This is a genomic window from Clostridiales bacterium (assembly GCA_017569285.1).
Classification (GTDB): Bacteria; Bacillota; Clostridia; order Christensenellales; family Aristaeellaceae; genus Aristaeella.
Map to the genome: position 1 here is coordinate 1,459,908 of CP069419.1, position 25,643 is coordinate 1,485,550.

The following is a 25,643-nucleotide window of genomic DNA, read 5'->3' on the forward strand; positions in this document are numbered from 1 at the left end:
GGCCGCCCGGAATCGGAAAATGTTGACGAATAAGCGTTCCGGCGGTACAATGGTGGTTGGTCTTGATGTAATGACGATGGAGGGAAACCCGTGCTAGAGTGTATCGTTACCAAGTTCGGCGGCAGTTCTCTGGCCTCCGATGAACAGTTCCGCAAAGTCCGCAGTATCCTGGAGCTTGAGCCCACCCGGCGCTATCTGGTCCCCAGTGCCCCGGGCAAGCGCTTCCCCAATGACGAAAAAGTCACCGATCTCCTGTATAAGTGCCATTCCCTGGCCAGCGAAGGCAAATCCTTCAAGGACGAATTTGCCAAAATCCGCGACCGTTATCTGGATATCGCCCGCGGCCTCCACCTGAAGGTGGATATCGAATCCAGGCTGCAGGAAGTCGAAGACGGAATCGCCTCCGGCAAAAACGCGGACTGGTGCGCCAGCCGCGGGGAATACCTGTGCGCGCTGCTGATGGCAGATTATCTGGGCTGGCGTTTCCTGGACGCCGCCGACGGCATCGTCTTCAACGATGACGGCCAGCTGAATGACGAGAAAACCCAGGAAAAGCTCTCCGCCCTGCTGGCGGACGGCAAATCCACCGTGGTTCCCGGCTTCTACGGCGCCAAGGAAAACGGGGAAGTGCATACCTTTTCCCGCGGCGGCAGTGATATCACCGGCGCCCTCGTGGCCCGTGCCGCCAATGCCGATGTGTACGAAAACTGGACGGATGTTTCCGGTTTCCTGATGGCCGATCCCCGGATCATCGAAAACCCGGCCGAAATTTCCTCCATCACGTATAAGGAACTGCGCGAACTGAGCCACATGGGCGCGTCCGTCCTGCATGAGGACGCGATGTTCCCCGTTCACCGCGCCGGAATCCCCACCAATATCCGCAACACCAACAAGCCCTATCATCCCGGTACAATGATCAGCAAGAACGCGCCGCATGAGGTTTCCGTTCCCACCATTACCGGCATTGCCGGCCACAAGGGATACAGCGTCATCAGCGTGGAAAAGAACATGATGAACAGCGAGGTCGGTTTCGGCCGCAAGGTGCTGTCCGTGCTGGAGGATGCCGGGGTTTCCTTCGAGCATATGCCGACCGGTATTGACAGCATGTGCGTGGTCGTCAACAGCGTAAGCCTTGCTCCCCACCGGGAGGAAATCCTCGCGAAAATCGAGGAGCTGGTGGACGGCAGCGGCAGCGTCTCCGTGAACGACAACATGTCCATCATCGCCACGGTCGGCCGCGGCATGGTGCACAACTGCGGTACCGCCGCGCGTCTCTTCTCCGCCATGAGCCGGGCCCGGATCAATGTCCGGATGATCGACCAGGGCTCCAGCGAACTGAGTATCATCGTCGGTGTCAACGACAGCGATTTTGAAGCAACCATTCACGCGATCTACCACGAGTTTGTGGAATGAGGGAAAAGCCATGAAGGTTCTCGTTACCGGTTACCGGGGCCAGCTGGGCTGGGAAGTGGTTCGTCTGCTCGAAGCGCGCGGGGTTCCCTGCCGCGGGGTGGACCAGGAAGACTTCGACCTGACAAAGCCGGAGGATGTGCTCGCCTACGTCCGGACATATGAACCGGACGTGATCGTCCACTGCGCCGCGTATACGAACGTGGACAAGGCTGAAACCGAGCCGGAGATCTGTGCCGCCGTCAATGCCATGGGTACGCTCCACATGGTGCGTGCGGCGCTGAGCGTCGGCGCGAAGATGGTCTACATCTCCACGGACTATGTTTTCCCCGGGACCGGCGACACGCCGTATGACATCGGTGATGCCTACGGCCCGAAGAACGTCTACGGGGTCAGCAAGGTCCAGGGCGAGGACGCCGTCCGTTCCCTGGTCAAGCGCTTCTTCATCCTGCGCACCAGCTGGGTCTTCGGGAAGCACGGCACCAATTTCGTCCGCACAATGCTGCGCCTCGGCGCCGAGAAAAAGGAGCTGCGCGTGGTCAGCGACCAGGTCGGCTCCCCCACCTACGCCGTGGATCTTGCCCGGGTGATCTGCGATATGATCCCCACCGAGAAATACGGAATCTACCATGTCCGCAACGAGGGCTTCCTCTCCTGGGCAGATTTCGCGTCCATGATCATGGAAAAGGCCGGCCTCTCCTGCCGGATCGTTCCGGTTCCCACCTCCGAGTATCCCGCGCTGGCCAGGCGGCCCCTGAACTCCCGGCTGAACGGCAGCAAACTGCAGGAATCCGGGTTTGCCCCGATGCCGACCGTGGAGGATGCGCTGGACCGGTTCCTGGCGGAACTGAACGAAGACTGAAAACACCCGGCGGGAATCCGGAAAACCGGATTCCCGCCTTTTTTATCCCGGTCCCGCGAAGGAGGTATGCTGTATGGAAACCGTTGCCGGTGAATGGATCATGAAAGGCTGCCGGCGTTCCGACCCGGAATGCCTGCATTCCCCCGATGACCTGCTCGCTCTGGTCCGGAAGGTCGGTTTCCTGCCCCTTTTCTCCAACGGTATTCCCGGTTTTTCCGTGGAAGAGCATACCCCGCCGGCCGACTGGTGGACCGGCAGTTCCCTGGACCCGTGGGACTGGCGCCAGCTGCTGGCGCCTCATCCGGACATCGCCTACGGGAAATTCTTTGACCGGAAAGCCGGCTTTGTCTCCCGGGAGTGGTTCCCCTGCTTTGCCAATTACCGCCGGGACGGCTATGACTGGGAAGGCATGTACGAGGACGGCCGGATGACAAGCCGCTGCAGGCGGATCCTGGATGTGCTTGCCCTGGACGAAAACGCGGCAGGCCGCGCCATGCTGTCCGGGGACCTCCGGAAACAGGCCGCGCTGGAAAAGGGCTTTGAAGGTGCCCTGACCGACCTGCAGATGAAAACTTTCCTGATCATGGGTTCCTTCCGCCGGCGGCGGAACCGGCTGGGAGAGGAATACGGCTGGCACGTGGCCGAAATGATGACCCCGGAAACAAAATGGAGTTACGATGAGGTCAACGCCTGCAGTGAAAAGCCGGCGGAATCCTGGGACCGGATCACGGAACAGGTCCGGAAGCATTTTCCCGGCGCTTCCGGTCCGGAAATCCGGAAAGCCCTCGGAATCCGGTACTGACTCCCGATACGTCAAAGCCCGCCTGCGCTGTGCGCAGGCGGGATTTTGATCTGCCCTCAGAAGAAACGGACGGTCTCCGCCAGGTCCTTCCGGGGCCGCGGCGCGGGATTCTCCGCGCGTTTGCCGACAGCAATCACGGACATGATCTCCTCGTTCTCCGGAATGCCGAGTTTCTCGCGGATCACACCGGCGTCCCGGATCCCCATGATCAGGGTGTCATACCCGCGGTTCCGGGCGGCCAGGATCAGGTAGGCGTCGTGCAGCCCCAGGTCATAGGCGCCCCAGCCGTTCCCGATTTCATTGGCGGGCGTTCCGTCACTGAAACCCACAATGTTCCGGACGTAGGTGGTCACCACCAGGGAGGCGTTCGCGGAGCTGCTCCGGTTGAAGGACGGAAGCGCCTCCGCGCGCAGCTCTTCCAGCTTTTCAGGGGTCTCCAGGACATAGCACCGGGACGTCTGCTGGTTTTTCCAGGACGGGGCCTGCCGCGCTTCGGAAAGGATAACCTCCAGTTCCTCGCGGGGGACTGCGGCTTCATACTTCCGGACACTCCGGCGTTCGGCAATCAGTTCGGTAAACTGCATGGGTTCTTCCTCCTTTTTTATTCCTCTCCGGTCGTATCCGGCCGGAGTTCGATTCCGTTGCTCTTCAGGCCCTTCCGGAAATCCTCCGGGACCGGCGCGCGGAAGCACAGCTCCCGGCCGGTCCGCGGGTGGACCAGCCGCAGCGAAAACGCGTGCAGCATCAGGCACGGGACGGCGGCTCCCTTTTCATATCCGTACAGCGGATCGCCGCATACCGGATGGTGGATGCTGCGCATATGCACCCGGATCTGGTGGGTCCGCCCGGTCAGGATATGCACGTCCAGCAGGGTGCAGTTCCGCCCCTCCGCCACCGCGCGCCATTCGGTCACCGCTTCCCGGCCTTCCGGATCCACGGCCATCTTCTTGCGGTCCTTTTTGCTGCGCCCGATCGGCGCTTCCACGCGTCCTTCGGCTTCCTTCAGCGTGCCCTCCACCAGTGCCAGGTAGTGCTTTTCGATCTTCCGGTCCTTCAGCATTCCGCTCAGCGCTGTCTGGGTGTCGTCATTCTTGGCCACCATCATCAGGCCGCTGGTATCCTTGTCCAGCCGGTGCACAATGCCTGGCCGCAGCTCACCGCCGATTCCGCTCAGGGACGACAGCCGCGCCAGCAGCGCGTTGACCAGTGTTCCGTCCTCATGGCCCGCGGCCGGATGCACCACCATGCCGCGCGGTTTGACGACCACCGCCAGGTCATCGTCCTCATAGAGCACCTCCAGCGGAATATCCTCCGCCTGCGGCGCCGCTTCGCGGGGAGCCGGAACCGTCAGCACAACCGTCCGGCCTTCCGCCGCTTTGGTGCCCGCCTTCCGGCACTCCTCGCCGTCCACCCGGCAGTATCCCGCCTCCATCAGGGTGGCTGCCCGGCTGCGGCTCAGCCCGGAGGCTTCGCTCAGCTGGATATCCAGCCGCCGTCCGTCGCTCCGGATCCGGATCTCCTTCTCTTCCATTCCCGACTCCTTTTCACTTCGTACGCAGCAGGCTGAGTGCCGTCAGCGCGCAGCCGATACACAGGAACGAATCCGCCACATTGAATATCGCGAACCGGACAAACAGCACTTCGATCATATCCGGCACAAAGCCGGTCGCAAACCGGTCCACCATATTCCCGGCCGCGCCGCCCAGCATCATCATCAGGCCGGTCATCGCCAGCACCGGAATATTTTTCTTCCGCAGGAACAGGAACGCGCCGGCAATGATCAGCAGGCTCAGGACGCCCAGCAGCCATGGATGGCCGCTCAGCATGGAGAACGCCGCGCCGGTGTTCTCCGCATAGCGCAGCCGGACGACTCCCGGGATCAGGGGGATTCCCTCCGGCGGAATACCGACGGCCAGGATCTTTGTCACCCGGTCCGCGGCGAATACCGCCGCGGGAATCAGCCACATGGCTTTTTTCTTCACTGTACGCCTCCGTCCGCCGCAGCGGCCTTCTCTTCATTCAGCTTTTCCATCCGGGCGTTCAGCTTCCGCATCACCTTCAGCGATTCAGCCAGCACGTCCCGGTCCTTCAGCGCCGGATCCCGCAGCATCAGGGATACCGGCGGCCGCGCCGTCAGTCCCAGCCGGCCGTCCGTTTCGGCGATGGCCTGCAGGAACAGGGCCGGATTCGGGATATACCATTCATCCAGCTTCATCATCACGCCGCCCTTCCCGCGGGAGATCTGGCTGATTCCCATCCGGTTGCACAGCCCGCGCAGCTGGCTGACGTCAAGCAGCGTGTTCACCACCGCCGGCATCTCGCCGTAGCGGTCGATCAGCTCGTCGGTCACGTCCGCCCGCTCCTCGTCGGTCGTCACGGAGGCGATTCGCTTGTACATCTCCATGCGCTGCTTTTCCTCGGACACGTATTCGCCCGGCAGGAACGCGTCCACCTGCAGGTCCACCCGGGTTTCCAGCTCGCGGGTCACCCGCTTTCCCTGCACCTCCGCCAGCGTTTCCTCCATCAGGCGGCAGTACATGTCGTAACCGACCGTGGCCAGGTGCCCATGCTGCTCCGGCCCCAGGATGTTCCCGGCACCGCGGATCTCCAGGTCGCGCATGGCGATCCGGAAGCCCGCGCCGAACTCCGTGAATTCCCGGATGGCGGTCAGCCGCTGCTGTGCTGTCTCGGAAAGGATCTTGTCCATCCGCACGGTAAAATACGCATACGCCTGCCGGTTGCTCCGGCCGACCCGGCCCCGCAGCTGGTACAGCTGGCTGAGGCCGAAGCGTTCCGCGTCATAGACGATCAGGGTGTTCGCGCTGGGAATATCCAGCCCGTTCTCGATAATGGTCGTACACAGCAGCACGTCGTAGCTGCCGGAGTAGAAGTCCATCATCACGTCCTCGAGTTGGTGCTCCCGCATCTGCCCGTGGGCAATCCCGATGCGCGCTTCCGGCACCAGCGCCCGCAGGCGCTCGTGGAACTTCTCGATGCTGCGGACCCGGTTGTACAGGAAATAGACCTGTCCGCCGCGGCCCAGCTCCCGGAGGATCGCGTCCCGGATCAGCGCGTCGGAATACTCGGTTACCACCGTCTGCACGGGAATCCGTTCCTCCGGCGGCGTTTCCAGAACGCTCATGTCCCGGATCCCCGTCATGGACATATGCAGGGTCCGGGGAATCGGGGTGGCAGACAGCGTCAGCACGTCCACCTGCCGCTTCATGTTCTTGATGACTTCCTTGTGGGCCACACCGAAGCGCTGCTCTTCGTCCACGATCAGCAGTCCCAGGTTTTTGAATTTCACGTCCTTCGCCAGCATGCGGTGGGTGCCCACCAGGATGTCAATATCCCCGGCCGCCAGCTTCTCCAGCACCTCCCGCTGCTGTTTCGGCGTCCGGAAGCGGGACAGGAAATCCACCCGCGCGCCGGTATGGCGGAAGCGCTTCACGATCGTGTTGTAGTGCTGCTGCACCAGGATCGTGGTCGGCGCGAGCAGCGCCACCTGCTTGTTGTCCGCAATGGCCTTGAACGCGGCCCGGAGGCTGACCTCCGTTTTGCCGTAGCCGACGTCCCCGCACAGGAGGCGGTCCATGTTGCGGTCGCTCTCCATGTCCTCCTTGATCTCCCGGACGGAGCTGGCCTGGTCCGCCGTCAGCTCCCAGGGGAATTCATCCTCAAACTCCCGCTGCCATTCCGTATCCGGGGAGAATGCGTACCCGGTGTTCCGGCTGCGCTCCGCATACAGCTCCTTCAGGTCAAAGGCCAGCTCCTTCAGGCTTTCCTTGACCTTGCCCTTCTGCCGCTCCCATTCCCGGCCGCCCAGCTGGTTCAGCTTCGGCGGCTGGTTTGGGTTGCCGATATACCGCTGCACACGTTCCAGCTGCTCCACCGGCACATACAGCTTGTCGCTGCCCGCGTACTGGATCAGCAGGTAGTCCCGCCAGGTACCTTCGCTCTGGATCCGGGTGGTTCCCTGGTAGATGCCGACGCCGTGGTCCTCATGCACCACATAATCGCCGACCTTCAGGTCCGTGAAGGTGGAAATCCGTTCCCCGGAATGCTTCCGGCTCTTGCTCTTCCGGTATCCCTCGCCCCAGATATCCGCGTCGGATACCACAACGGTCCCGCTGTCCCGGAGCACGAATCCGCTGCGCAGCGTGATGGGCAGGATCACGGCCTCTCCCGCTGCGGCGCGCCGGCCTTCTTCGCTGAACACTGCTTTTTCGCCCAGCTCCGCCAGGCTTTCCTGCAGGCGTTTTCCGCGGGAGGATCCGCCGCTCAGCAGGTAAATCCGGTATCCGGCTTCCCGCCATTTGGCCAGGTCATTCCGCAGCAGGCGGATCTGTCCGCCGTAGCCGGGCACCCCGGCCGCGTCCAGCGTAATCACGCGTTCCGGCTTGATCCCGCCCAGGGAAAGCAGCATCTCCGTCAGCAGCGCCACGGGGCGGGTTCCGGTTTCCTTCAGGATCCCGTCCCAGTCCGTCATCAGGGTTTCCTGCTCCGGGACCGCTTCGCCGCGTTCCATGGCGGATGTCAGGTCCTGCGCGAAACCCTGCAGGCGTTCTTCCACCCGGGTCCGCAGCCGGTCCGGCTCGCACAGCAGCACCAGGTCCGGCTCAAACCAGTCACAGACGCTGCCCGTCTTTTCCGTCAGCACGGAAATCCACGCCCGCATCCGCCGGAACGGAATACCGCCCTCCAGCTGGTCCGCGTCATTCAGCAGCCGTTCCATCCGCCGGGCTTTCTCGCTGTTCTCCGCCTCCCGGTAATTCTTTTCCCGGACGGCAGGCGCCAGCCGGCTGTCAAACAGTTCCGCGTCATCCTCGTCATCCGGCAGCGGCGGCAGGGAATCCAGCAGGGATTCCGTCACCGCGGGCCGCTGCGCGGCATCCGCGTCCAGCACCTTCCGCATCCGTTCCGCCGCGGGAGCATACTCCGCCTCCGCCAGCAGCGTTTCACAGGCCGGGGCAATCCGGGCCTCTGCTGTGTCTCCCAGGCTTCGCTGGCTGATCGCGTCAAACTCCCTGACGCTGTCAATCTCATCATCAAAGAACTCGATACGCAGTCCCTGGCTGAGCGCCGGCGGGTACACGTCCAGGATGGACCCGCGCAGGGCAAACTGGCCCTTGCCCTCCACCATGCCGACCCGGTCGTATCCCATCCGCGCCAGGCGCGCGCAAAGAGCGGAGGGAGCGATCACGTCTCCCGCCTTCAGCGTCATGCATGCCTTCCGGAACGGTTCCGGCCGCGCCATCCGCAGGGCCATGGCCTCCGCTCCGGTACACAGCACGCGGACGTTCCCTGCCGTCACGGCAGTCAGCGCCTCCAGGCGCCGCCAGCTGCTTTCCTGGCTGCCGACCGCGCGAGTCAGGTCAATTTCCCCGCCGGGCAGGAATGCGCCGTCATCTCCCGTTATCTGGCGCACGTCGTCCGCCGCCCGGGCCGCTTTCAGGTCATTCTCCATGACCAGCAGTGCTTTCTTCCCCGCCCGGGCTGCTCCGCAGGCGATCACCGCCGCCAGGGTCGCGTTCACGCCGCTCAGCGCGACGGTCTTTCCGGCCTTCAATCCGGTCAGCTCATCCAGTCCGGGTATCTGTATCTCTTCCAGCAAAGCGCTTCCTCACTTCCTGTTGCCCGTGTTCATCGCCGTATTGATCCCGCTGTGCACCCATACAAGGGCGCTTTCTGCCGCGTGGTCAAATGCCTGCTCCATCCGTTCCCGTTCTTCCCCTTCGCAGCGGCCCAGCACCCATTCCACCAGGTCCGCCCCCGCGGGCCGGTCCCCGGTCCCGATGCGGATCCGCGGAAAATCCTGGGTCCCGATGCAGCCGATGATGCTCCGCATGCCGTTGTGCGTGCCGGCTCCGCCGTTTTTCCGGATCCGGATGCTGCCAGGCGCCAGGTCGATATCGTCATAGATCACCATCAGCCGTTCCGGAGGGCACCCGTACCGCCGGAGCAGCTGCTTCACACACTCCCCGCTGTGGTTCATATAGGTGGTCGGCTCACACAGGATAATCTCCCGGTCCCCGTCCGCCGCCTTTGCGGTCATTCCCTTCAGCAGGAGCCGCTTCCGCAGGGAAACCCCCAGCTTCCCGGCCAGCTTTTCCATCACGTCAAATCCTGCGTTGTGCCGGGTGTGGGCATACTTTTCCCCCACATTTCCCAGCCCGACAATCAGGTAGATTTCCTTTCCCATACCATTCTCCCCAAAAACACCTTTTGGCGAAGAAGAGCTTCTCCTTCGCTGTGCACAGTTTCTCATGTTTTCCACAACCTGTCAAGAACAGAAGCAGTACTTTCAAAATCCGCCCGTTGGTGATATGATGCGTACCATAGAAACGCTGAGGCGGGAGGAAGAATCATGAACCTGATCATCCCGAAAGACTACAACCCCGTGCTGGACCTGCGGGATACCGAGATTGCCATCAAGCTCGTCAAGGACTTCTTCGAAACGGAGCTGGCCCGTGCCCTGAACCTGACCCGTGTTTCCGCGCCGATCATGGTCACGCCGGAGAGCGGCCTGAACGATAACCTCAACGGGGTGGAGCGTCCCGTATCCTTCGATGTGCTCGAAACCGGCCGCCAGGTGGAGATCGTCCACTCCCTGGCCAAGTGGAAGCGGCAGGCGCTGAAGACCTACGGCTTCTCCGTCGGCGAAGGTCTCTATACCGATATGAACGCCATCCGGCGCGATGAGATCACCGACAACATCCACTCCATCTTCGTGGACCAGTGGGACTGGGAGCGGATCATGGCGCCTTCCGAGCGCAATGAGGCCTTCCTGCGGGATATCGTCAACCGGATTTACCTGACCCTGCGCAAGACCGAGGGCTTTGTCTGCGCCCACTATCCGCACATCAAGCCGGAGCTTCCGGACAATATCACCTTCATCACCACCCAGGAACTCGAAGACCGGTATCCGGACCTCTCCTCAAAAGAGCGGGAATATAAGGCAGCCAAAGAATACGGCGCCGTATTCCTGATGCAGGTGGGCGGCGCCCTGCGCAGCGGAAAACCGCATGACGGCCGCGCCCCGGACTATGACGACTGGAACCTGAACGGCGATATCCTGCTCTACGATCCGCTGCTGGACATCTCCCTGGAGGTTTCCTCCATGGGGATCCGCGTGGATCCGGAGGCCCTGCGCCGCCAGCTGAAAATCCGCGGCTGCGAGGAGCGTGCAGAGCTGCCCTTCCAGAAGGCGCTGCTGAACGGCGAACTGCCCCAGACCATCGGCGGCGGTATCGGCCAGAGCCGCATGTGCGTTTACTTCCTCCGCAAAGCCCATGTAGGTGAAGTGCAGGCCAGCCTCTGGCCCGAAGATGTCCAGGAAGCCTGCCATAACGCCAATATTCCGCTGCTGTAAGCCTGCGGATGCAAAAACCAACCGGCGGTTTTCCGCCGGTTGGTTTTTTAATTCACCGGTTGTTTTTCTGATTCACAGTATCAATCGCGGAGTGTCGCAGCTGCGGGGCGCAGTTGGGACACGGCGACAGTTTCCGGTAGGTGGAATCCTCCAGCTCGCCATAGGTGAATTCCACGGTTTTCGAAGAACCGCGGATCCGCTCGCATTTCGGGCTGGAATGGTAATAGCTCTTGTCGCGCTTGGCGTTGTAATACAGGATCAGGCTGTCATCCGGATAGCCGAGTGTCCGTCCGGCGTCATCCCAGATGATCACCTTCGTGAAATCCTGTCCCTTTTTGCTTCCGTTGCTCAGGTGCTTCCACAGCCATTCATCATTGATGCCCTCCGGCGTCTTTTTCTGCTGCACCCGGATACATCCGTGGCTGGCTTTCTCGCCCAGGTAGCGCTCGCAGCGGGTATAGCTCCAGGTTGTATTGCCGCTGCTGTCCGTCCGCGGAACCTTCGGAACCTCGTGGATCAGGATCCCGTCATTGATCCGGATGGCGTTTTCGCAAAGCATATTCGCTTCGCCCTCTTCATCCTTCAGCGTCAGCCTTCCGGTCCAGCTGACCATCAGGAATTCACCCGCGGGTGTTTCGTTCCACGGGTTCTTTTTCTTGGGATTGTAGAAACCGGTGGAAACAAGCAGGGTGCTCAGCAGTTTTCCTTCCTGGAAAACATACATGCGCTGCTGCTGCTTGTCGATGACGATGCCGTAGGTCTGGTCCACCGGCACTTCCTTCAGCAGTTCCGTTTTGACATAGCCCTGGAACAGCGTCGCCCAGACCTTGACCGGGGATCCTTCCACGCTGGAGGAATACGCCTCGATCAGCGACCATTCCTCCCCGCGTTCCAGCACATGCACGCCCTGGCTGTCATAGGTCACGCAGCCCACATAGTCCTCGCAGTCCTCTTCCGGACGGGCCTGGACCTTGTGCTGCTGCCGCTGGTTTCCCGCAAGCACCGTCACCGGCTGGGTCAGCACTTCCCAGATCTCATCTTCGTCCATCCAGCCCATCTTCATATTCCAGAAGCAGAGCGGGTGGTCGCATTTGACCGGGCTGTTCTCATTGGCCCGGTGGAATTCGATATCCTCCGCCCAGCCGAAAATGGTTTTCTCATCCTCGAGGATCACTTCATCCACAAAATCCACACCGAGGAGGTCCGCGATATCAATGTCCGGTTCCTCCGCCGCGGCCGGCAGACTGCAAAACAGGACAACCCCGGCCGACAAGGCCGCGATTGTCCTGCGGATATTGATGGTATTCTTCACAATCCGTTCTCCGTTCCCCTGCTTACTTCATCGCCTGCGTCGCCGCCCAGCCCTTGTCGATCATTTCCTGGTGGCTGGTCGCGTACGGTCCGATGTTGGTCACCTGCTCCTGCGTCCGGGGGAAGTGGATGCAGCTGTGGCCGTCAAAGTTGTTGTCCCGGATATGCTGGACTTCATGCGGCATGGAATGGGTGGATGCCATATACACGGAACCGTCTGCGAAAATCACCCATACCGGCCGCGGGTTCCAGGTGTTCTTGCCGAATGCCCGCAGCATCTTGGCCGTGTCGTTCGCCGTCAGCGGCTCATTGTCCGCGTGCGCGCCGAGCGAGAAGATATGGACCTGCCAGGAAATCCCGGTCTGGTAGTCATAAACGGTGGCATACGGATAGCTGCGGCAGACCGCCTTCACCGTCGTATACCAGTTGGCATAGATCACCTTGGATGGATCCGGCCTTCCGGCAATCGTTCCGGTCTGTCCGGCCGGCTTCGGGGTTGCGGTGGCAGCCACGGGGGTCGCCGTCGGGGCGGCGGCCGTACCCAGCTTCGCCTGCGTCAGGCTGCCCGCGATTCCGTCCGCGGTCAGCTTGTTCTTCTTCTGGAAGGCAGCAACCGCGTCCCGGGTCTGGCTTCCGTAAACGCCGTCCGCGTTTCCGTTCAGGTACCCCAGGGCAATCAGCTTCCGCTGGAGCTCTTTCACCACGTCGCCGGAATCACCCTTCCGCAGGGTGGTGCTGACGGTCGTCCCGGATTTCGGGGTTGCGGTCGGTGCCGGGGTGGTTGTTGCCTGTGCGCCCGCACCGTACAGCTTCTTCTGGGTCAGTTCACCGGCCGCTCCGTCCGCGGTCAGTCCGTTTGCCCGCTGGAAAGCCTTCACCGCGGCAACCGTCTGCTTGCCGTAGTTGCCGTCCGCCTTTCCGGTCAGGTAACCCAGCTGGATCAGCGCTTCCTGCAGCTGGGCCACATCCTGTCCGGCACTGCCCTTGCGAAGGGTTTTCCAGACAATCGGCGCTTCGGTCACCGGAACGGGTGTAACCAGTTCGTATACCGGGGTCGCGGTCGGCACCGGGGTGGCCGTCGGCACGGCCGGAGTGGGAGTCGCCTCCGCTTCCGCCAGCGTCTTCGCCGCGCTGCTGAACAGGACGTTATAGGTGCTCTTTCCCGCAACGCCGTCCGCCTGCAGGCCGTTCAGCGACTGGAACTTTTTCAGGGCTGCCACGCTGTTCTTTCCGAATATTCCGTCCGTCTTCCCGGTATAGTAGCCCAGGTCCTTCAGGCGCATCTGCACCGTCTTCGCGTCCTTGTTGGATGTTCCGGAGCGCACCGTTCCCTTGGGAACCGTGTAAACCGGTTCCGGCGTCGCGGTCGGCGTCGGCTTCGGGGTGGGCGTCGGCTTCGGGGTGGGCGTGCTGTCCGCGCTCAGCGCGGAAGTGTCATAAATGGCTTTCTGGGTAGCGTCATCGGCAATGCCGGTGACCTTGATCCCGTTCTTCTTCTGGAAAGCCTGCACCGCGGACTTCGTTGCCGCATCAAATGTGCTGATAATGGTTCCCTTGTAGAATCCGAGCTCCTGCAGGCGGGCCTGGAGCAGCTCCACTGCCTGGCCCATATTGCCCTGCTTCATGGTGACACCGGCCGCCGGGCTCAGCGTCTTGATTTTTGTTGCGGTGCCCGATGCGTTCTTGGGGCTGCCGGAATACAGGAACGCCTGGATATTCGCATCCATCAGGCCGGTATCCGGATAGTTGTTCGTCCGCTGGAACGCGATCACCGCGTTTTCGGTCGCGGTGCCGAACATTCCGTCTGCGGTCCCCCGCAGGAAACCCAGCTCAATCAGCGCGTCCTGCAGGGCCCGTACCTCGGCGCCGGAGCTTCCGAGCCGCAGGATCACATATCCGCCGGCATTCTCCTCCGGGGTCAGGGTCGGAATCGGCGACGGCGTTGCCGTCACCTTCACCTTGGTTTTCGACACCTTTTTCAGGACGATGAATTCGCTCTTCACATAGCCGGTATACTTGCCGTAATCGACTTCCGCCCAGTCACCCTTTGTGCCCCGGACGGATATTTCCGCGCCGGAGGGAATTTTCTTCAGAAGGGCGGAACGTGTGGACCGGCTGGCCCGCAGGTTCACCGTATCCCGGGTCACCGTGGAATACGGATAGCTTTCGACGACTTCCATCTCTTCCGCTGCCGCCGTGCTGACCGGAATCTCCACTGCCAGGATGCAGATCATCAGCGCCATTGTCACCGCAAGCGCCGCGCTCATCCATTTTTTCAGCTGAGACATTCTGTCTTCCCCCCGCGTTGCAAAATGGGCATAAAAAACCCGTTGACATAAGTATACGCAATAATTTTACCTTCTGTATTGCGGAATGTCAACGGGATTTATTAACCATTTTGTAATATTCTGTCATCTGACAGAAATATTTCAGTTCTTTCCGGCCTTCAGGTTCTCCAGTGCCCGGACTGCAGCTGCCTGTTCCGCCTGTTTCTTGGTCTTGCCGCTGCCGGTACCGATCACCTGACCTCCGTAGTATACCGCCGCTTCGAAGACCGGTGCGTGCGGCGGACCGCTGGTGCCGGTAATGCGGTAGGTCGGGGTTTCGCCTCCGTTTTTCTGCAGTTCCTCCTGCAGCAGGCCTTTGCTGTCCTGCATGGGGCGGACCACTTCCTCCTCACCCGGCCAGCACCGTTCCATCACCCCGCGGGCAGCTTCCATGCCGCCGTCGAGATATACGGCGGCCAGCACGGCTTCCATCGCGTCGCACAGGACGCTCGGCTTTGTCCGGCCCCCGGTCAGTTCCTCGCCCCGGTCCATGATCAGGGCTTCCCCGATCCCCAGCTTTTCCGCGATCTGGCTCAGCGACGCTTCGCAGACCAGCAGCGCCCGCAGGTGGGTCAGGGAGCCTTCGCGGTCTTCCGGATGCCGGCGGTACAGCCGGTCGCTCATCAGGTACTGCAGCACCGCGTCGCCGAGGAATTCCAGGCGCTGGTTATCCTGTTTTCCCATGGACGGGTGCGTCAAAGCGCGGCGAAGCAGCGCTTCGTCGCGGAATGTGTACCCGAGGGCTTTCATGACCTTTTCCATTATCCCTTGACTTTCGCGATATACTCCACCACGTCGCCGACGGTCTTCAGCTTCATGATCTGGTCGTCCTCCACCGTGATGCCGAAGGTGTCTTCCAGGTCCATGATCATTACCATGATGTTCGCGCTGTCGGCCTTCAGGTCTTCCATCAGGCGGGATTCGGGCTTGATTTCGGCGGGATCCACCTTCAGCTGTTCAGCGATCATATTCTTGACTTTTTCAAAATCCATGGCTGCTCCTCCTCAAATTCCCTTTTCGTAATATCGGTAACCGGCGGGACCGCCGGGATTACCCCTGTGCCTGTTTGGCAACGCCTTCCTCGATGATCCGGACCACCTGCCCGTCGATCATCTTGATGCACTGCCCGATTGCACTGCAGAACGCGTATGCGTTGCTGGAGCCGTGGGCCTTGACGACTGCGCCCTGGACGCCCAGCAGCGGCGCGCCGCCGATTTCGTCCGAGTCCATCGCCTTCTTTACCCGCCGGAATGCCGGCTTCGCGATCAGCCCGGCAATCTTCCCCCGGGTGTCAGCCATCAGCTCCTGCTTGATCATTCCCATCAGGGCCTTGGCCAGGCCTTCGGTATACTTCAGGATCAGGTTGCCGCCGAAACCATCCGTCACGACAACGTCCGCCTGGTCCAGCGGAATGTCCCGGGCTTCCACGTTTCCGACGAAATTGTACGGCGCTTTCTCCATCAGCGGATAGGTTTCCTTGACCAGGGCGTTCCCCTTTTCCGCTTCTGCGCCGATGTTCACCAGTCCGATACGGGGGTTCTTCATCCCCAGCACGCCCTTCATATAGGCATCGCCCATGATGCCGAACTGCACCAGGTATTCCGGCTTGCAGTCCACGTTCGCGCCGCAGTCGATCAGCAGAAAATGCCCCTTGCCGTTCGGAACCAGCGGAGCCAGTGCCGGGCGTTCAATACCCGGAATCCGCCCGAGGCGGAACATGCCGCCCGCCAGGGTTGCTCCGGTGGAGCCTGCGGAAACAAAGCCGTCCGCCTCGCCGCTGCGAACCTTCAGCATGCCCTGGACCGTCGCGCTGTTCACCTTTTTGCGCACGCCCATCACCGGGCTTTCATGGTTCGTGATGACTTCCGGGGCGTCCTCAATCGTCAGCCGGTCTTTCACGTCATCATAGTCTCCCAGGAAAGGGGTAATCTCATCCGGTTTCCCCGCCAGGATAATCTCCAGCCCGGGATACTTCCTCAGCGCCGCCAGCGATCCCCGGACCGGTGCTTCCGGGGCCAGGTCGCCGCCCATGGCATCCACATAAATCTTCATGTCCGTCCCACTCCCGTCATCTGTAAAAACTATCGCAGCCGCATTCCGCGGTCCGCTTTTTCCGTCTGGTTACTGCGGCAGCGAAAGCGAATACATCGTTTCACCGGAAGCCAGCAGCATTTTCCCGTCCGAAGTGATTCCGTAAAACGCCGTAATCTCCGCGCCGGCTGGTGTGGGGATCTGGTATCCGAAAAAGCGCTGGCTGCTCATGTCCGCCCGGTAGATGGTGTCTCCGGACGCGGCGTAGATATTCCCGTGGTAGATGGCCGCGCCGACACAGCTGGCCGGCAGGGTATACCGCTTGTCGATGTCCCCTTCCAGCGTACGCAGCTCAGAGATGATCTGTGAACTGCTCGTCTGCCCGGTCGGAGCCATCAGGATCCGGGCCCGTCCGCGCTCCGGAACCTCCGTGTCGATGACCTTCCATCCATATACGAGCATGGTGGCGTTTGTATCCTGCATGCCCTTATAGTCATATGTGTATACCTGCTGCGTGGTGAATACGCGGAGCTTCGCGTTTTCATACACCACCTTGTAGGTCAGGTCCTGGCCCAGCGAAACCCGCTGGTAGTTCATCTTGCCCACCTGGAATGTGTTCATGATGGTGTTTGCCGCGGTACTGTATACATCCAGCGACAGGGTCCACAGGTACTGTCCCTGGTCGCCGTAGAACCCGGTATCCAGCAGCATCAGCCCCTTGAAGTTCTCCTCCAGGTCCACCGGTGCGCCTTTCAGGTCCTTGATGCTCAGGATCGGCGAAGTTTCCTCCCCGATCACGACCGCGATATACCGTTCGCCCACGCGGGCAAACTGCACATTGCCTTCCAGCGTTTCATTGTACGTGGCGTTTCCGTTCTGGTCCACCAGGAAAAGCTGGGCGCCGGCCCAGATGGCCAGGTGGGACGGACCGACACTGAAGGAAATCTCACCGCCTGCCGGAAAACTCCACCGGATGGTTCCCGAGGAGGACAGGTGATGGATGTACATTCCGTCATAGTAGATCAGGCCGTCCCGGAACGGGGTCACATTCTGGTTGGAATAGCACGGAAGCCGGCTGATGGTGATTTCCTTTCCCCGGCCATATCCCCGCAGGAAATGAATCCCCAGCAGAACTGCCACCACGATCGTCACAAGGATGATCCAGCTGCGGATCTGCCGCCGCCGCTGGTTTTCCTCCGACGCGGCGCGCTCCTCCGCGGCATTCCGGCTCCGGGTTCTGAAAATCTGGTCGTTGATTTTCTGGTTGTCCCTTGCCATTTTCGGGCTCCTCTTGCGTCATTCTTCCAGGGATTCGATCCGGTCCATCACAGGGTTCATCCAGTCTTCATTGAACAGCTCAATCACGCCGGTATCGCATGCCCGTGCAAGTGTGGGATCGAGCGGAATCTGCGCCAGGACAGGCAGCCCGTAGGAAAGCGCGACGTCCGCGGTGCGGCTTTCGCCGAACGGGAAGATCTTCTTTCCGCAGTCCGGGCAGGAAATCCAGCTCATGTTCTCCACAATCCCAAGCACCGGGATGTTCATCATCTTCGCCATATTCACGGCCTTTTCGACGATCATCCCGACCAGCTCCTGCGGGCTCGTCACAATGATGATCCCGTCCACCGGCAGGCTTTGGAAAACCGTCAGCGGCACATCGCCGGTTCCCGGAGGCATATCCACAAACATAAAGTCCACGTCGCCCCAGATCACATCGGTCCAGAACTGCTTGACCGTTCCGGAAATCAGGCTTCCGCGCCATACCACCGGATCCGTATCGTTCTCCAGCAGCAGGTTGACGCTCATCATCTTCACGCCGGTGCGGCTTTCGGCCGGGATAATCCCGTCCTCGCAGCCCATCGCCTTGTCCCGCACCCCGAACATTTTCGGAATGGACGGTCCGGTGATATCCGCGTCCAGGATCGCGGTCTTCTTCCCGTTCCGGGCAGACAGCGTCGCCATCAGCCCGGTTACCAGGCTCTTCCCGACACCGCCCTTGCCGCTCATCACGGCGATCACCTTTTTCACGTGGCTCAGTGCGTTCGCGGGTTCCCGGAGGCTTTCCGGTTTCCGGGACGCACAGTCCACGTGGCAGGTGGAACAGTCATGCGTACATTCAGTCATTGTCCTTCGTCTCCTTTTTCTGTCACGGCTGCCGCCGTGATCACACAGCTGCCTTCCGTCGACGGCTTTCCCGCCGCATCGCGGGAGATCACAATCAGCAGTGATTCCCCGTCTCCCCCGGCGTCTTCTGCGGAAATGCGGATGCTCCTTTTCTTGTCCCCGGGGGAAAGCCAGCCCCTCCGGGTACCGATCCGCCCGTCATCCGCCTTGGTGGTTCCGCCGTCAAAATCCCATGCCCCGTCCTTCCGGGTGACCATGCGGTATTCCATCCGTACCGGGTCTGTCACCGTAAAATGAAAGGACAGGTATACATCATCACCCTTCCGGATAACCGGGTCAAATTCCAGTCCCCGGACCGGATGCTGCGTTTCCCCGTGCACGTGGAAAAGCGGCTTCTCCCGGTCTTCCGGATACCCGGCGGCCGTGGATACACCGCATATTGCCCGGATCCGGGCGGCACACTCCCGGGCGCTGACCGTCCCGCTGCCGTCCGGATCCAGCTGTTCCGGGCTGCTGGCACGAAGCGCGGTATCCAGGGCGGCGGTAAAGTATCCGTTCCCGGTTTCCGCATACAGGTCCGTTGCGGGAGAAATCCAGAAGAAACTGTCTTCTTCCGGTGCACAGCTGACCAGCAGCTGGTACGCAGGGCCGCGGAGCGCGGAAACCGCCGCGCCGGAATGGCAGGCATCCAGGATGACCACTTTCCGTCCCGGAACCCCGTCCAGGATTCCGCGCAGCGTTTCCGGCAGCAGTGCCTCCTCGGACTCTCCGTCGGAGAGCAGCAGCGCCGTCCGGGGTTCTCCGTCCTCATCCCACTGGATTCCGTGCGTACTGATATACAGCCAGCTCGTATCAGCCGGCCCGGCCTCCCGGAATGTATCCCGGATCAGTTCTTCCAGGCCGCTTACCGTTGCCGGTTCATCTGTCCGCCTGGCCACCGAGATCATATCCGGCACAAAGTCCTTTGCAATGTCTGCCATGATGGCGATATTGCCTGCAGAGCAGGGGGATGTGTCCGCCATCGTCACAAACCGGTCATACCCGATCAGGAGCCCCCGGCTGACACCGGCTTCCTCTCCCTTTTCACGGGGATTCCCCTGGCAGGCGGAAAGCAGGAGGCACAGACAAACGGTCAGCAGTGCCGCCAGCCCCCGCCGAAAACCTTTCATTCATCCTTTTCCTTTACTGAATTAGTATCCGAAAAGCACCACCAGGGTCTTCGATCCGCAGATGCCGTCCGCGTCCAGGCCGTTCGCCTTCTGGAAGTTGACGACCGCCTGGGTGGTTTTATCATCATAGACGCTGGTGATCTCATCCAGGTATCCCATCTGCTTGAGGCAGTCCTGGATCTGGTAAACAATATCACCCGTGGCGCCCGGACGCACGGTTTCATATTCCGTGCTGGCCTCCTTCGCCGCGCGGGCCTCGGAGGAATACAGTTTTGCCAGCGTATCGCTTCCGGCGATTCCGTCCACGCTCAGGTTGTTCTGGATCTGGAACGCACGGACCGCATCCGAGGTGGTCTGGCCGTAATCCCCGTCCATGTTTCCGTCGTAGTAACCCAGCTCATACAGCGTATACTGCAGGTTCCGGACTGCGGTGCCGGAATCACCCGGGCGCAGCGAGGAGTAGGAAATCGGGGAGTTGCTGCCGGTGCCGTACAGCTTGCGCTGGGTGGCAGGTCCCGCCTTGCCGTCCACGGTCAGGTCATTCCGCAGCTGGAATGCCATCACGGCTGCTTCGGTCGCGTCACCGAAGGATCCGTCCGAGCTGCCGGAGTAATATCCGAGCTGTTTCAGCCGCTGCTGGAGGTTCTTGACTGCCGTTCCCTTGGAACCGCTCTGCAGCGTTTCATAGCCGGTGGATGCGATTCCGGAAGTGTCCCGGCCGGACTTGTTCTTTTCGGAAGAGTCAATCTTTGCGGAAGATTTGCTCTTGTTGGCCGATCCGGAGTACAGCTTGCTCAGCGTGGCGCTGCCGGCTTTGCCGTCCGCGGTCAGGTTGTTGTTCTTCTGGAAGGCGATCACGGCAGCCTGGGTCGCGACGCCGAACTTTCCGTCCGCCGATCCGCTCAGGTATCCCAGGTCCTTCAGCTTCTGCTGCATCTTCTTGACATCGCTGCCTTCGCTGCCGAACTCCAGGGTTTCGCCGATGCTGGCCGCTGCCTTGGAGGTGCGGGCCGCCTTCGATGAATACAGGGCGCGCAGGGTCTCGGGACCGGCAACGCCGTCTTCCCACAGGCCGGATGTCTTCTTCTGGAACGCGCGCACAGCCGCATCGGTGGCCGCGTCAAACTTTCCGGTCACCTTTCCGTCCAGCCAGCCCAGTTCAATCAGCCGGCGCTGCAGCGTTTCCACCCGTTTCCCGCTGTCGCCGCTGCGCAGGTAATAATCCTTGCTCAGGTTCGGGGTTGCGGTCGCTTTCGGGGTCGCCGTCCTCTTCGGGGTGGCTGTTGCATGCGCTTCCTTATAGGTAACCGCTTTCTTGGAATTCAGCTTGGCCAGCGTCTTCTCCCCGGCCTTGCCGTCAGCGCTCAGGCCGTTCGCTTTCTGGAACTCCTTCACCGCCTTCTCGGTGCCTTCGCCGAAGTCACCGTCCACGCTGCCGGAGTAATAGCCCAGTTCCTTCAGCCGCTTCTGCAGGGCGCGGACAGCCTCGCTGCCCTTGAAGCCCCTCTGCAGGCTCGGCGGGGTCGGCGACGGAGAAACGGTCGGCGTTACCGACGGGGACAGGGACGGCGATACACTGCTCGTTACCAGGCCGATCGTCGAACCGGGTTCGGGGCTGGCGCCTCCGTCCTGTCCGCCCAGGTTGATGGACACACCCATGGGAATCGGCGTGTTGCCCCAGTTGCTCCAGTCCGGCGATCCGCTGTTGCCGGCAGGCGTCGCGCCGGTCTGGCCGGCAATCGTATTCTGCGCAGCGCCGGGATTGGCCGTGGCCTGCGTTTCATCCGGGGCGATTCCGGCCGGTGCGGCTGTTGTTGCCACCGGCACGGCGGTAATCACTTCGAAGCTTGGCTTGTTCACTGTCTGGTTGCCGTCGTTGTTCACGTCATCCGGCGGTACATAGCAGCCGGTCAGCAGCAGGCACAGGGCCAGCACAGCCGTCAAAGCGATGATTTTTCCGTTCCTTTTCATCTTCATTCCTCCTGACCCGAAGGAAACAGCTCCGTGAATGTCACGTAGTGATCCTCCGTATACCAAACATGTCCGTCACTGGAATAGACGATTCTCGCTGCAGTTCTCTTCCCCTTCGTATAGTAACAATCCGCTTCAAAGTATTTCCGGCCCTTCACGGTCGGAAGGACGCCCTCATAGTTTCCGAAACGGTCGCCGCCGATACTCTTGCCGGGCGCAACGTCGCTCACGTAATTGCGGGTACTGTCCCACCCGAGGTCCTGCGCTTCCTTCTTCGTGATGAAGTTGTCCGGCAGCTTTCCGTAGGTAAACAGGTAGTCCGCAATCGCCTGCGGCTCGATGACCGGCCCGGCCCGTTCCTCCGCCGGCGTGGTTTCCTCCGTCTCCGGAACGGTTTTTTCCGCTTCCGGAACGGTTTCCGCCAGCGGCAGCTCCGCAATCTCCGCGATTTCCTGGACGACTGCCGGAAGGCTGCAGCCGGTCAGCAGCACCAGCGCCGCCAGCAGCACCAGCGCGAAGGCTCTGAGTTTTCCTCTCATTATTTATGGTACCTCTCTCCGGCGATGATCTTCTCCGCCCGGTACAGCTGTTCCAGGAGCATCACCCTGGCCAGCTGGTGCGGAAAGGTCATCCGTCCCATGGAAAGCTCCTCGTCCGCCCGGCTCAGCACATTCTGCCCGAGTCCGAGGCTTCCTCCGATCACAAACACAATCCGCCCGGCCCCTCCGCTCCGGAGGCCGCTGATATGGGCCGCCAGTTCGGTTGATGACATTTCCTTCCCCGGAATCGTCAGTGCAATTACCCGGTCCCCGGGGCGGATCTGCCGGAGGATGCTCTCCCCCTCGCGCTGCCGGACCTGCTCCTCCAGCGCCGGGGAGTTGCCTCCCGGCGGTTCCGGAAGATCCGGAATCTCCAGTTCCTCAAATTTGCCGTACCGTGTCAGCCGCCGGATATACTCGTCCGCCAGAAGGCGGTGCGGCTTTTCCCGCAGCCGGCCGACACAGACCAGTGCCATGCTCATTTGGGTGAAACCCGCGGCAGGCTCTCCCGGTCAATCAGGTTCCAGGGCATATTCACGCTCTTCTCGCGGTCGCCGCTGATCATCCGGAGGATCTTCTCCGCCGCCAGCACGCCGAATTCTTCCTTCGGATGCGCCAGCGTCGTCAGCCGCGGCTGGATCATCTCGGAGAACGTCGCATTGTCAAATCCGATGAAGCCGATTTCCTCCGGCAGCCGGACGCCCAGGTTTTTCAGCATGTCCATCAGGGACGTGGCGAAAACATCATTGTAGCAGACCACGCAGTCCGCTTCCCGCCTCAGCAGCATATTCACAAACTCGGCGCCGTCACCGTGCCGGAACAGGCTCATCCGTTCCTCCGTTCCGAAGCAGAGCAGCCGCTCCGGCGGAACGTCAAAGCCGCGGGCATGCAGCTCGTCGGTAAAACCGGCCAGCCGCTCCTGTCCCTGCACGTCGTCCGTCTTGAACACGCCGGCCAGCCGCCGGTATCCGCGGTCCAGCGCGATCTCGGCTGCCGTTTTCCCGCCGGCATAGTCATCCATCTGCAGGTGGGGAATATCATTCATGCCGGGATAGGTCCCGTTCATGAACAGCACGGGGATGTTCCGTTCCCGGAACCGGTGGAACAGGTCCGCATTCGGTGAATCCTTCGCGGTCCGGTTGCCTTCAAAGATCAGGCCGTCCACGCCGCCTTCCAGCATCCGCTCCAGGATATCCCGCTCCGTATTCCGGTCGTTGTATGTCGCGCTCAGCGACATCACCGCGCCCGCCTTGTTCAGTTCGGATTCGATTCCCTGCAGGATCGACGGGAAAATATAGTCGGTAATATAGGTGGCGACAACACCCACCTGCACCGTCCCCTGGCGGTGGCGCGGTCCGTGGCGTACATAGGTTCCGCTGCCCCGGCGGCGGTCCACCAGGCCGTCATCCTCCAGCAGCGCAATGGCCTGCCGGATAGTCTGCCTGGATACATCAAAACGAAGGCGAAGTTCCTCCTCCGTCATCAGCGTTTGTCCGTCACGGAATAAACCCTTTGCGATCTCCTTGCGCAAAGTATCCGCAACCAGCAGGTATTTGGGCTGCCCGGACATGAAAAACACATCCCTTCCGAATAAAGGTTGTGCCCATTGTACCAGACAACTCGACATTTTTCAAGGGTTGTTCGAAAAAGGTACGAACAATTGCGGGTTTATTTTTTGTACGCGGTGGTGAATCCGTAAATCGCGATTCCTGCGGCAATCGCCAGGTTCAGGGAATCGACCCGGTCATTGCTCTCAATCCGGACCGGCTGTCCGTAACCGGAAAACTCCGCCGGCAGGCCGCTGCCCTCATTGCCGAATACCAGGGACCAAGTTTCCGGCAGTTTCCCCCGCAGGACGTCCCCCAGCGGAATGGAAGCATCCAGCATGAACGGATACAGCTGCCGCGCGGCAAACTCCTGCCGGTATTCTGCATAATTTTCATAGATATGCACCCGCATGCCGAACAGGCTGCCCATGCTGGCGCGCACCGTCTTCGGATCGAACAGGTCCACGCAGGGGCGGATCATCGCCAGGTCCTCCACGCCGAATCCCAGCGCCGTGCGGATAATCGTCCCAACGTTCCCGCCGTCGCCCGGGCAGTGCAGCACCACATGCGGCCGGTCCTCCGCCAGGCGGTCGGAGAACTTCTCGAATACCGCCGCGGCAAAGCAGTTTTCCTTGCCGCTGATCCGGGCCAGCGCCCGGTCGGCTTCCTCCACGCGGATCCCCAGCCTCTCCGCCTCAGCGGTCAGCTTTCCGACGCCTTCCCGTCCCGCCGCGGCGGAATGAACCAGGATCCGGCGCACCTTTTCCGGCCGGTGCAGCAGGCATTCCATAGCCGGAAAGATCCCCGGGGCATAGCTGTAATCCAGGTGGCTCCTGTAACCTTCCAGAGACGGCATACATTTTTCACTCCAATCCGAGTGCCTTCGCCGCCGGATCGATATCCAGCGTAGCGAAATAGTCTTCCGCCCGTTCCGCGCGGCGGATCAGCCGGTCCGTTCCGTCCGCCTGGTGCAGCACTTCGGCCCCGCGCAGGCGTCCGTTATAGTTGTATCCCATAGCCGAGCCGTGGGCGCCGGTATCGTGGATCACCAGCAGGTCGCCCAGCCGGATCTCCGGCAGCGGCCGTTCCACGGCAAACTTGTCGTTGTTCTCACACAGGCTGCCGGTTACGTCATAGATATGGTCGGCCGGCAGTTCCCGTTTCCCGCATACCGTAATATGGTGGTATGCGCCGTACATGGCCGGGCGGATCAGGTTGACCGCGCACGCATCCACCCCGATGTAGTCCCGGTAAATCTTCTTCTCGTGTACCGCCCGCGTTACCAGCCAGCCGAAGGGGCCGGTCATCCAGCGCCCGAGCTCGGTCTTGATTCCCACGCCGCCTTCCGGGAAAACTTCTTCATAGACCCTGCGCACGCCTTCCCCGACTGCCAGGATATCCGTCTTTTTCTCCTCCGGGCGGTACGGAATCCCGACGCCGCCGGACAGGTCCGCGAACGCGAACCGGAGACCGGTTTCCCCGGACAGCTTCTTTCCCAGGCGGAAAAGCGTGCCGGCCAGCGCCGGGAAATAGTTTTCATCCGTTGTGTTGGAAGACAGGAACGCATGCAGGCCGAACGCCTTCACGCCCATGCCGGCCAGCCGCTCCAGCGCTTCCCGGAGCTGGGCGTCCGTCATGCCGTACTTTGCCTCGCCGGGATTGCCCATGATCGTGTTGCCGATGGAGAACTGTCCGCCGGGATTGTAGCGGAGGCAGACGGTTTCCGGAATCCCGCCGTTGTCCCGCAGCAGATCGATATCCGAAATATCATCCAGATTGATGAACGCGCCGAGCGCCCGCGCCTGCGCGAACTCTTCCGGCGGCATTGCGTTCGCGGACAGGATGACCTCCTCCCCGGAAAAGCCGCACGCTTTGGCCAGCGTCAGCTCCGTGGCCGAAGAGCAGTCCAGTCCGCATCCTTCCTCCTTCAGGATCCGGAGAATCGCCGGATTCGGCAGCGCTTTCACCGCAAAATACTCCCGGAATGACGGGCACCAGGCGAACGCCTTGTTCAGCAGCCGCGCGTTCTCGCGGATGCCCTGCTCGTCATACAGGTGGAAGGGCGTCGGAAACTGCTCCGCCGCCCGGATGAAAACTGAATCCGGCAGTGAAAAGTTTGGCATGGTGGTTGTCCTCCTTCGCGCCTGCGGCGGCTGTCCTGCGGCGGCCGCTCCGGCG

Annotated in this window: 23 protein-coding genes; 4 read left to right on the top strand and 19 right to left on the bottom strand. The window is 61.4% G+C overall.

Annotation, left to right across the window (positions count from 1 at the left end; translation table 11 throughout):
* Positions 1 to 90 precede the first annotated feature (90 nt).
* The 3 genes from JNO48_06295 to JNO48_06305 all read left to right on the top strand — a co-directional run bounded on the left by JNO48_06295 (position 91) and on the right by JNO48_06305 (position 3,074).
* Positions 91 to 1,413, top strand: coding sequence for an aspartate kinase (locus JNO48_06295; GenBank protein QTE69505.1), 1,323 nt, complete (start codon positions 91 to 93; stop codon positions 1,411 to 1,413).
* A 10-nt stretch (positions 1,414 to 1,423) separates the two neighbouring features.
* Positions 1,424 to 2,272 carry a dTDP-4-dehydrorhamnose reductase gene (gene rfbD / locus JNO48_06300; protein QTE69506.1) on the top strand — a complete coding sequence of 283 codons (849 nt, stop codon included), beginning with the start codon at positions 1,424 to 1,426 and terminating at the stop codon, positions 2,270 to 2,272.
* A gap of 73 nt (positions 2,273 to 2,345) precedes the next feature.
* Entirely contained in the window at positions 2,346 to 3,074 is a 729-nt protein-coding gene (locus JNO48_06305) for a hypothetical protein (protein ID QTE69507.1), read from the top strand.
* 56 nt (positions 3,075 to 3,130) lie between these two features.
* Here the strand turns inward: JNO48_06305 and JNO48_06310 are convergent, their stop codons facing one another.
* From JNO48_06310 to pth, 5 genes are read right to left on the bottom strand one after another with little or no spacing between them, the layout of a single operon-like run.
* The gene (locus tag JNO48_06310) at positions 3,131 to 3,658 is read right to left on the bottom strand and encodes a nitroreductase family protein (protein ID QTE69508.1); all 528 of its coding nucleotides are present in this window, start codon (positions 3,656 to 3,658) and stop codon (positions 3,131 to 3,133) included.
* A gap of 17 nt (positions 3,659 to 3,675) precedes the next feature.
* Entirely contained in the window at positions 3,676 to 4,605 is a 930-nt protein-coding gene (locus JNO48_06315) for an RluA family pseudouridine synthase (GenBank protein ID QTE69509.1), read from the bottom strand.
* Between the two features lie 13 nt (positions 4,606 to 4,618).
* Positions 4,619 to 5,056 (bottom strand): signal peptidase II, encoded by a 438-nt coding sequence (gene lspA, locus JNO48_06320; GenBank protein ID QTE69510.1) that lies wholly within the window; start codon positions 5,054 to 5,056, stop codon positions 4,619 to 4,621.
* Complete coding sequence (gene mfd / locus JNO48_06325; protein ID QTE69511.1) at positions 5,053 to 8,688, bottom strand: transcription-repair coupling factor; 3,636 nt, start codon at positions 8,686 to 8,688, stop codon at positions 5,053 to 5,055. The genes lspA and mfd overlap by 4 nt, the downstream gene beginning before the upstream one ends.
* A 9-nt stretch (positions 8,689 to 8,697) precedes the next feature.
* Complete coding sequence (gene pth, locus JNO48_06330; GenBank protein ID QTE69694.1) at positions 8,698 to 9,264, bottom strand: aminoacyl-tRNA hydrolase; 567 nt, start codon at positions 9,262 to 9,264, stop codon at positions 8,698 to 8,700.
* A 177-nt stretch (positions 9,265 to 9,441) separates the two neighbouring features.
* Between pth and JNO48_06335 the strand changes: the two genes are divergently transcribed.
* Complete coding sequence (locus JNO48_06335; protein QTE69512.1) at positions 9,442 to 10,446, top strand: aspartate--ammonia ligase; 1,005 nt, start codon at positions 9,442 to 9,444, stop codon at positions 10,444 to 10,446.
* A 52-nt stretch (positions 10,447 to 10,498) separates the two neighbouring features.
* Here the strand turns inward: JNO48_06335 and JNO48_06340 are convergent, their stop codons facing one another.
* The 14 genes from JNO48_06340 to JNO48_06405 all read right to left on the bottom strand — a co-directional run bounded on the left by JNO48_06340 (position 10,499) and on the right by JNO48_06405 (position 25,588).
* Positions 10,499 to 11,758: a L,D-transpeptidase gene (locus JNO48_06340; GenBank protein ID QTE69513.1), complete on the bottom strand. Its 1,260-nt coding sequence runs from the start codon at positions 11,756 to 11,758 to the stop codon at positions 10,499 to 10,501.
* 22 nt (positions 11,759 to 11,780) lie between these two features.
* The gene (locus JNO48_06345) at positions 11,781 to 14,045 is read right to left on the bottom strand and encodes a peptidoglycan-binding protein (protein QTE69514.1); all 2,265 of its coding nucleotides are present in this window, start codon (positions 14,043 to 14,045) and stop codon (positions 11,781 to 11,783) included.
* 141 nt (positions 14,046 to 14,186) lie between these two features.
* Positions 14,187 to 14,846 (bottom strand): ribonuclease III, encoded by a 660-nt coding sequence (gene rnc / locus JNO48_06350; protein QTE69515.1) that lies wholly within the window; start codon positions 14,844 to 14,846, stop codon positions 14,187 to 14,189.
* Positions 14,846 to 15,076 (bottom strand): acyl carrier protein, encoded by a 231-nt coding sequence (gene acpP / locus JNO48_06355; protein ID QTE69516.1) that lies wholly within the window; start codon positions 15,074 to 15,076, stop codon positions 14,846 to 14,848. The genes rnc and acpP overlap by 1 nt, the downstream gene beginning before the upstream one ends.
* 58 nt (positions 15,077 to 15,134) lie before the next feature.
* Positions 15,135 to 16,136, bottom strand: coding sequence for a phosphate acyltransferase PlsX (plsX, locus tag JNO48_06360; GenBank protein ID QTE69517.1), 1,002 nt, complete (start codon positions 16,134 to 16,136; stop codon positions 15,135 to 15,137).
* Between the two features lie 69 nt (positions 16,137 to 16,205).
* Complete coding sequence (locus JNO48_06365; GenBank protein ID QTE69518.1) at positions 16,206 to 17,393, bottom strand: hypothetical protein; 1,188 nt, start codon at positions 17,391 to 17,393, stop codon at positions 16,206 to 16,208.
* A gap of 18 nt (positions 17,394 to 17,411) precedes the next feature.
* Positions 17,412 to 18,239 (bottom strand): Mrp/NBP35 family ATP-binding protein, encoded by an 828-nt coding sequence (locus JNO48_06370; protein QTE69519.1) that lies wholly within the window; start codon positions 18,237 to 18,239, stop codon positions 17,412 to 17,414.
* Positions 18,236 to 19,408 carry a caspase family protein gene (locus JNO48_06375; GenBank protein QTE69520.1) on the bottom strand — a complete coding sequence of 391 codons (1,173 nt, stop codon included), beginning with the start codon at positions 19,406 to 19,408 and terminating at the stop codon, positions 18,236 to 18,238. The genes JNO48_06370 and JNO48_06375 overlap by 4 nt, the downstream gene beginning before the upstream one ends.
* A gap of 21 nt (positions 19,409 to 19,429) precedes the next feature.
* Positions 19,430 to 21,379: a peptidoglycan-binding protein gene (locus JNO48_06380; protein ID QTE69521.1), complete on the bottom strand. Its 1,950-nt coding sequence runs from the start codon at positions 21,377 to 21,379 to the stop codon at positions 19,430 to 19,432.
* A gap of 2 nt (positions 21,380 to 21,381) precedes the next feature.
* Positions 21,382 to 21,918, bottom strand: coding sequence for a ribonuclease (locus tag JNO48_06385; GenBank protein QTE69522.1), 537 nt, complete (start codon positions 21,916 to 21,918; stop codon positions 21,382 to 21,384).
* Positions 21,918 to 22,400 (bottom strand): 23S rRNA (pseudouridine(1915)-N(3))-methyltransferase RlmH, encoded by a 483-nt coding sequence (locus JNO48_06390; protein QTE69523.1) that lies wholly within the window; start codon positions 22,398 to 22,400, stop codon positions 21,918 to 21,920. The genes JNO48_06385 and JNO48_06390 overlap by 1 nt, the downstream gene beginning before the upstream one ends.
* Positions 22,397 to 23,488, bottom strand: a complete 1,092-nt coding sequence (locus tag JNO48_06395; GenBank protein ID QTE69524.1) for a GntR family transcriptional regulator — start codon at positions 23,486 to 23,488, stop codon at positions 22,397 to 22,399. The genes JNO48_06390 and JNO48_06395 overlap by 4 nt, the downstream gene beginning before the upstream one ends.
* A gap of 98 nt (positions 23,489 to 23,586) precedes the next feature.
* Positions 23,587 to 24,321: a hypothetical protein gene (locus JNO48_06400; GenBank protein ID QTE69525.1), complete on the bottom strand. Its 735-nt coding sequence runs from the start codon at positions 24,319 to 24,321 to the stop codon at positions 23,587 to 23,589.
* Between the two features lie 7 nt (positions 24,322 to 24,328).
* A complete protein-coding gene (locus JNO48_06405; GenBank protein ID QTE69526.1) occupies positions 24,329 to 25,588 on the bottom strand; it encodes a diaminopimelate decarboxylase in 1,260 nt (419 codons plus the stop codon).
* Positions 25,589 to 25,643: the final 55 nt, after the last annotated feature.

What these genes read in the sequence shown, in the direction of transcription:
- rfbD (QTE69506.1), top strand. Translation starts at nt 1,424, where the DNA reads ATGAAGGTTCTCGTTACCGGTTACCGGGGCCAGCTGGGCTGGGAAGTG.
- JNO48_06305 (QTE69507.1), top strand. Translation starts at nt 2,346, where the DNA reads ATGGAAACCGTTGCCGGTGAATGGATCATGAAAGGCTGCCGGCGTTCC.
- JNO48_06310 (QTE69508.1), bottom strand. Translation starts at nt 3,658, where the DNA reads ATGCAGTTTACCGAACTGATTGCCGAACGCCGGAGTGTCCGGAAGTAT.
- JNO48_06315 (QTE69509.1), bottom strand. Translation starts at nt 4,605, where the DNA reads ATGGAAGAGAAGGAGATCCGGATCCGGAGCGACGGACGGCGGCTGGAT.
- JNO48_06335 (QTE69512.1), top strand. Translation starts at nt 9,442, where the DNA reads ATGAACCTGATCATCCCGAAAGACTACAACCCCGTGCTGGACCTGCGG.
- JNO48_06345 (QTE69514.1), bottom strand. Translation starts at nt 14,045, where the DNA reads ATGTCTCAGCTGAAAAAATGGATGAGCGCGGCGCTTGCGGTGACAATG.
- rnc (QTE69515.1), bottom strand. Translation starts at nt 14,846, where the DNA reads ATGGAAAAGGTCATGAAAGCCCTCGGGTACACATTCCGCGACGAAGCG.
- acpP (QTE69516.1), bottom strand. Translation starts at nt 15,076, where the DNA reads ATGGATTTTGAAAAAGTCAAGAATATGATCGCTGAACAGCTGAAGGTG.
- plsX (QTE69517.1), bottom strand. Translation starts at nt 16,136, where the DNA reads ATGAAGATTTATGTGGATGCCATGGGCGGCGACCTGGCCCCGGAAGCA.
- JNO48_06365 (QTE69518.1), bottom strand. Translation starts at nt 17,393, where the DNA reads ATGGCAAGGGACAACCAGAAAATCAACGACCAGATTTTCAGAACCCGG.
- JNO48_06370 (QTE69519.1), bottom strand. Translation starts at nt 18,239, where the DNA reads ATGACTGAATGTACGCATGACTGTTCCACCTGCCACGTGGACTGTGCG.
- JNO48_06375 (QTE69520.1), bottom strand. Translation starts at nt 19,408, where the DNA reads ATGAAAGGTTTTCGGCGGGGGCTGGCGGCACTGCTGACCGTTTGTCTG.
- JNO48_06380 (QTE69521.1), bottom strand. Translation starts at nt 21,379, where the DNA reads ATGAAAAGGAACGGAAAAATCATCGCTTTGACGGCTGTGCTGGCCCTG.
- JNO48_06385 (QTE69522.1), bottom strand. Translation starts at nt 21,918, where the DNA reads ATGAGAGGAAAACTCAGAGCCTTCGCGCTGGTGCTGCTGGCGGCGCTG.
- JNO48_06390 (QTE69523.1), bottom strand. Translation starts at nt 22,400, where the DNA reads ATGAGCATGGCACTGGTCTGTGTCGGCCGGCTGCGGGAAAAGCCGCAC.
- JNO48_06395 (QTE69524.1), bottom strand. Translation starts at nt 23,488, where the DNA reads ATGTCCGGGCAGCCCAAATACCTGCTGGTTGCGGATACTTTGCGCAAG.
- JNO48_06400 (QTE69525.1), bottom strand. Translation starts at nt 24,321, where the DNA reads ATGCCGTCTCTGGAAGGTTACAGGAGCCACCTGGATTACAGCTATGCC.
- JNO48_06405 (QTE69526.1), bottom strand. Translation starts at nt 25,588, where the DNA reads ATGCCAAACTTTTCACTGCCGGATTCAGTTTTCATCCGGGCGGCGGAG.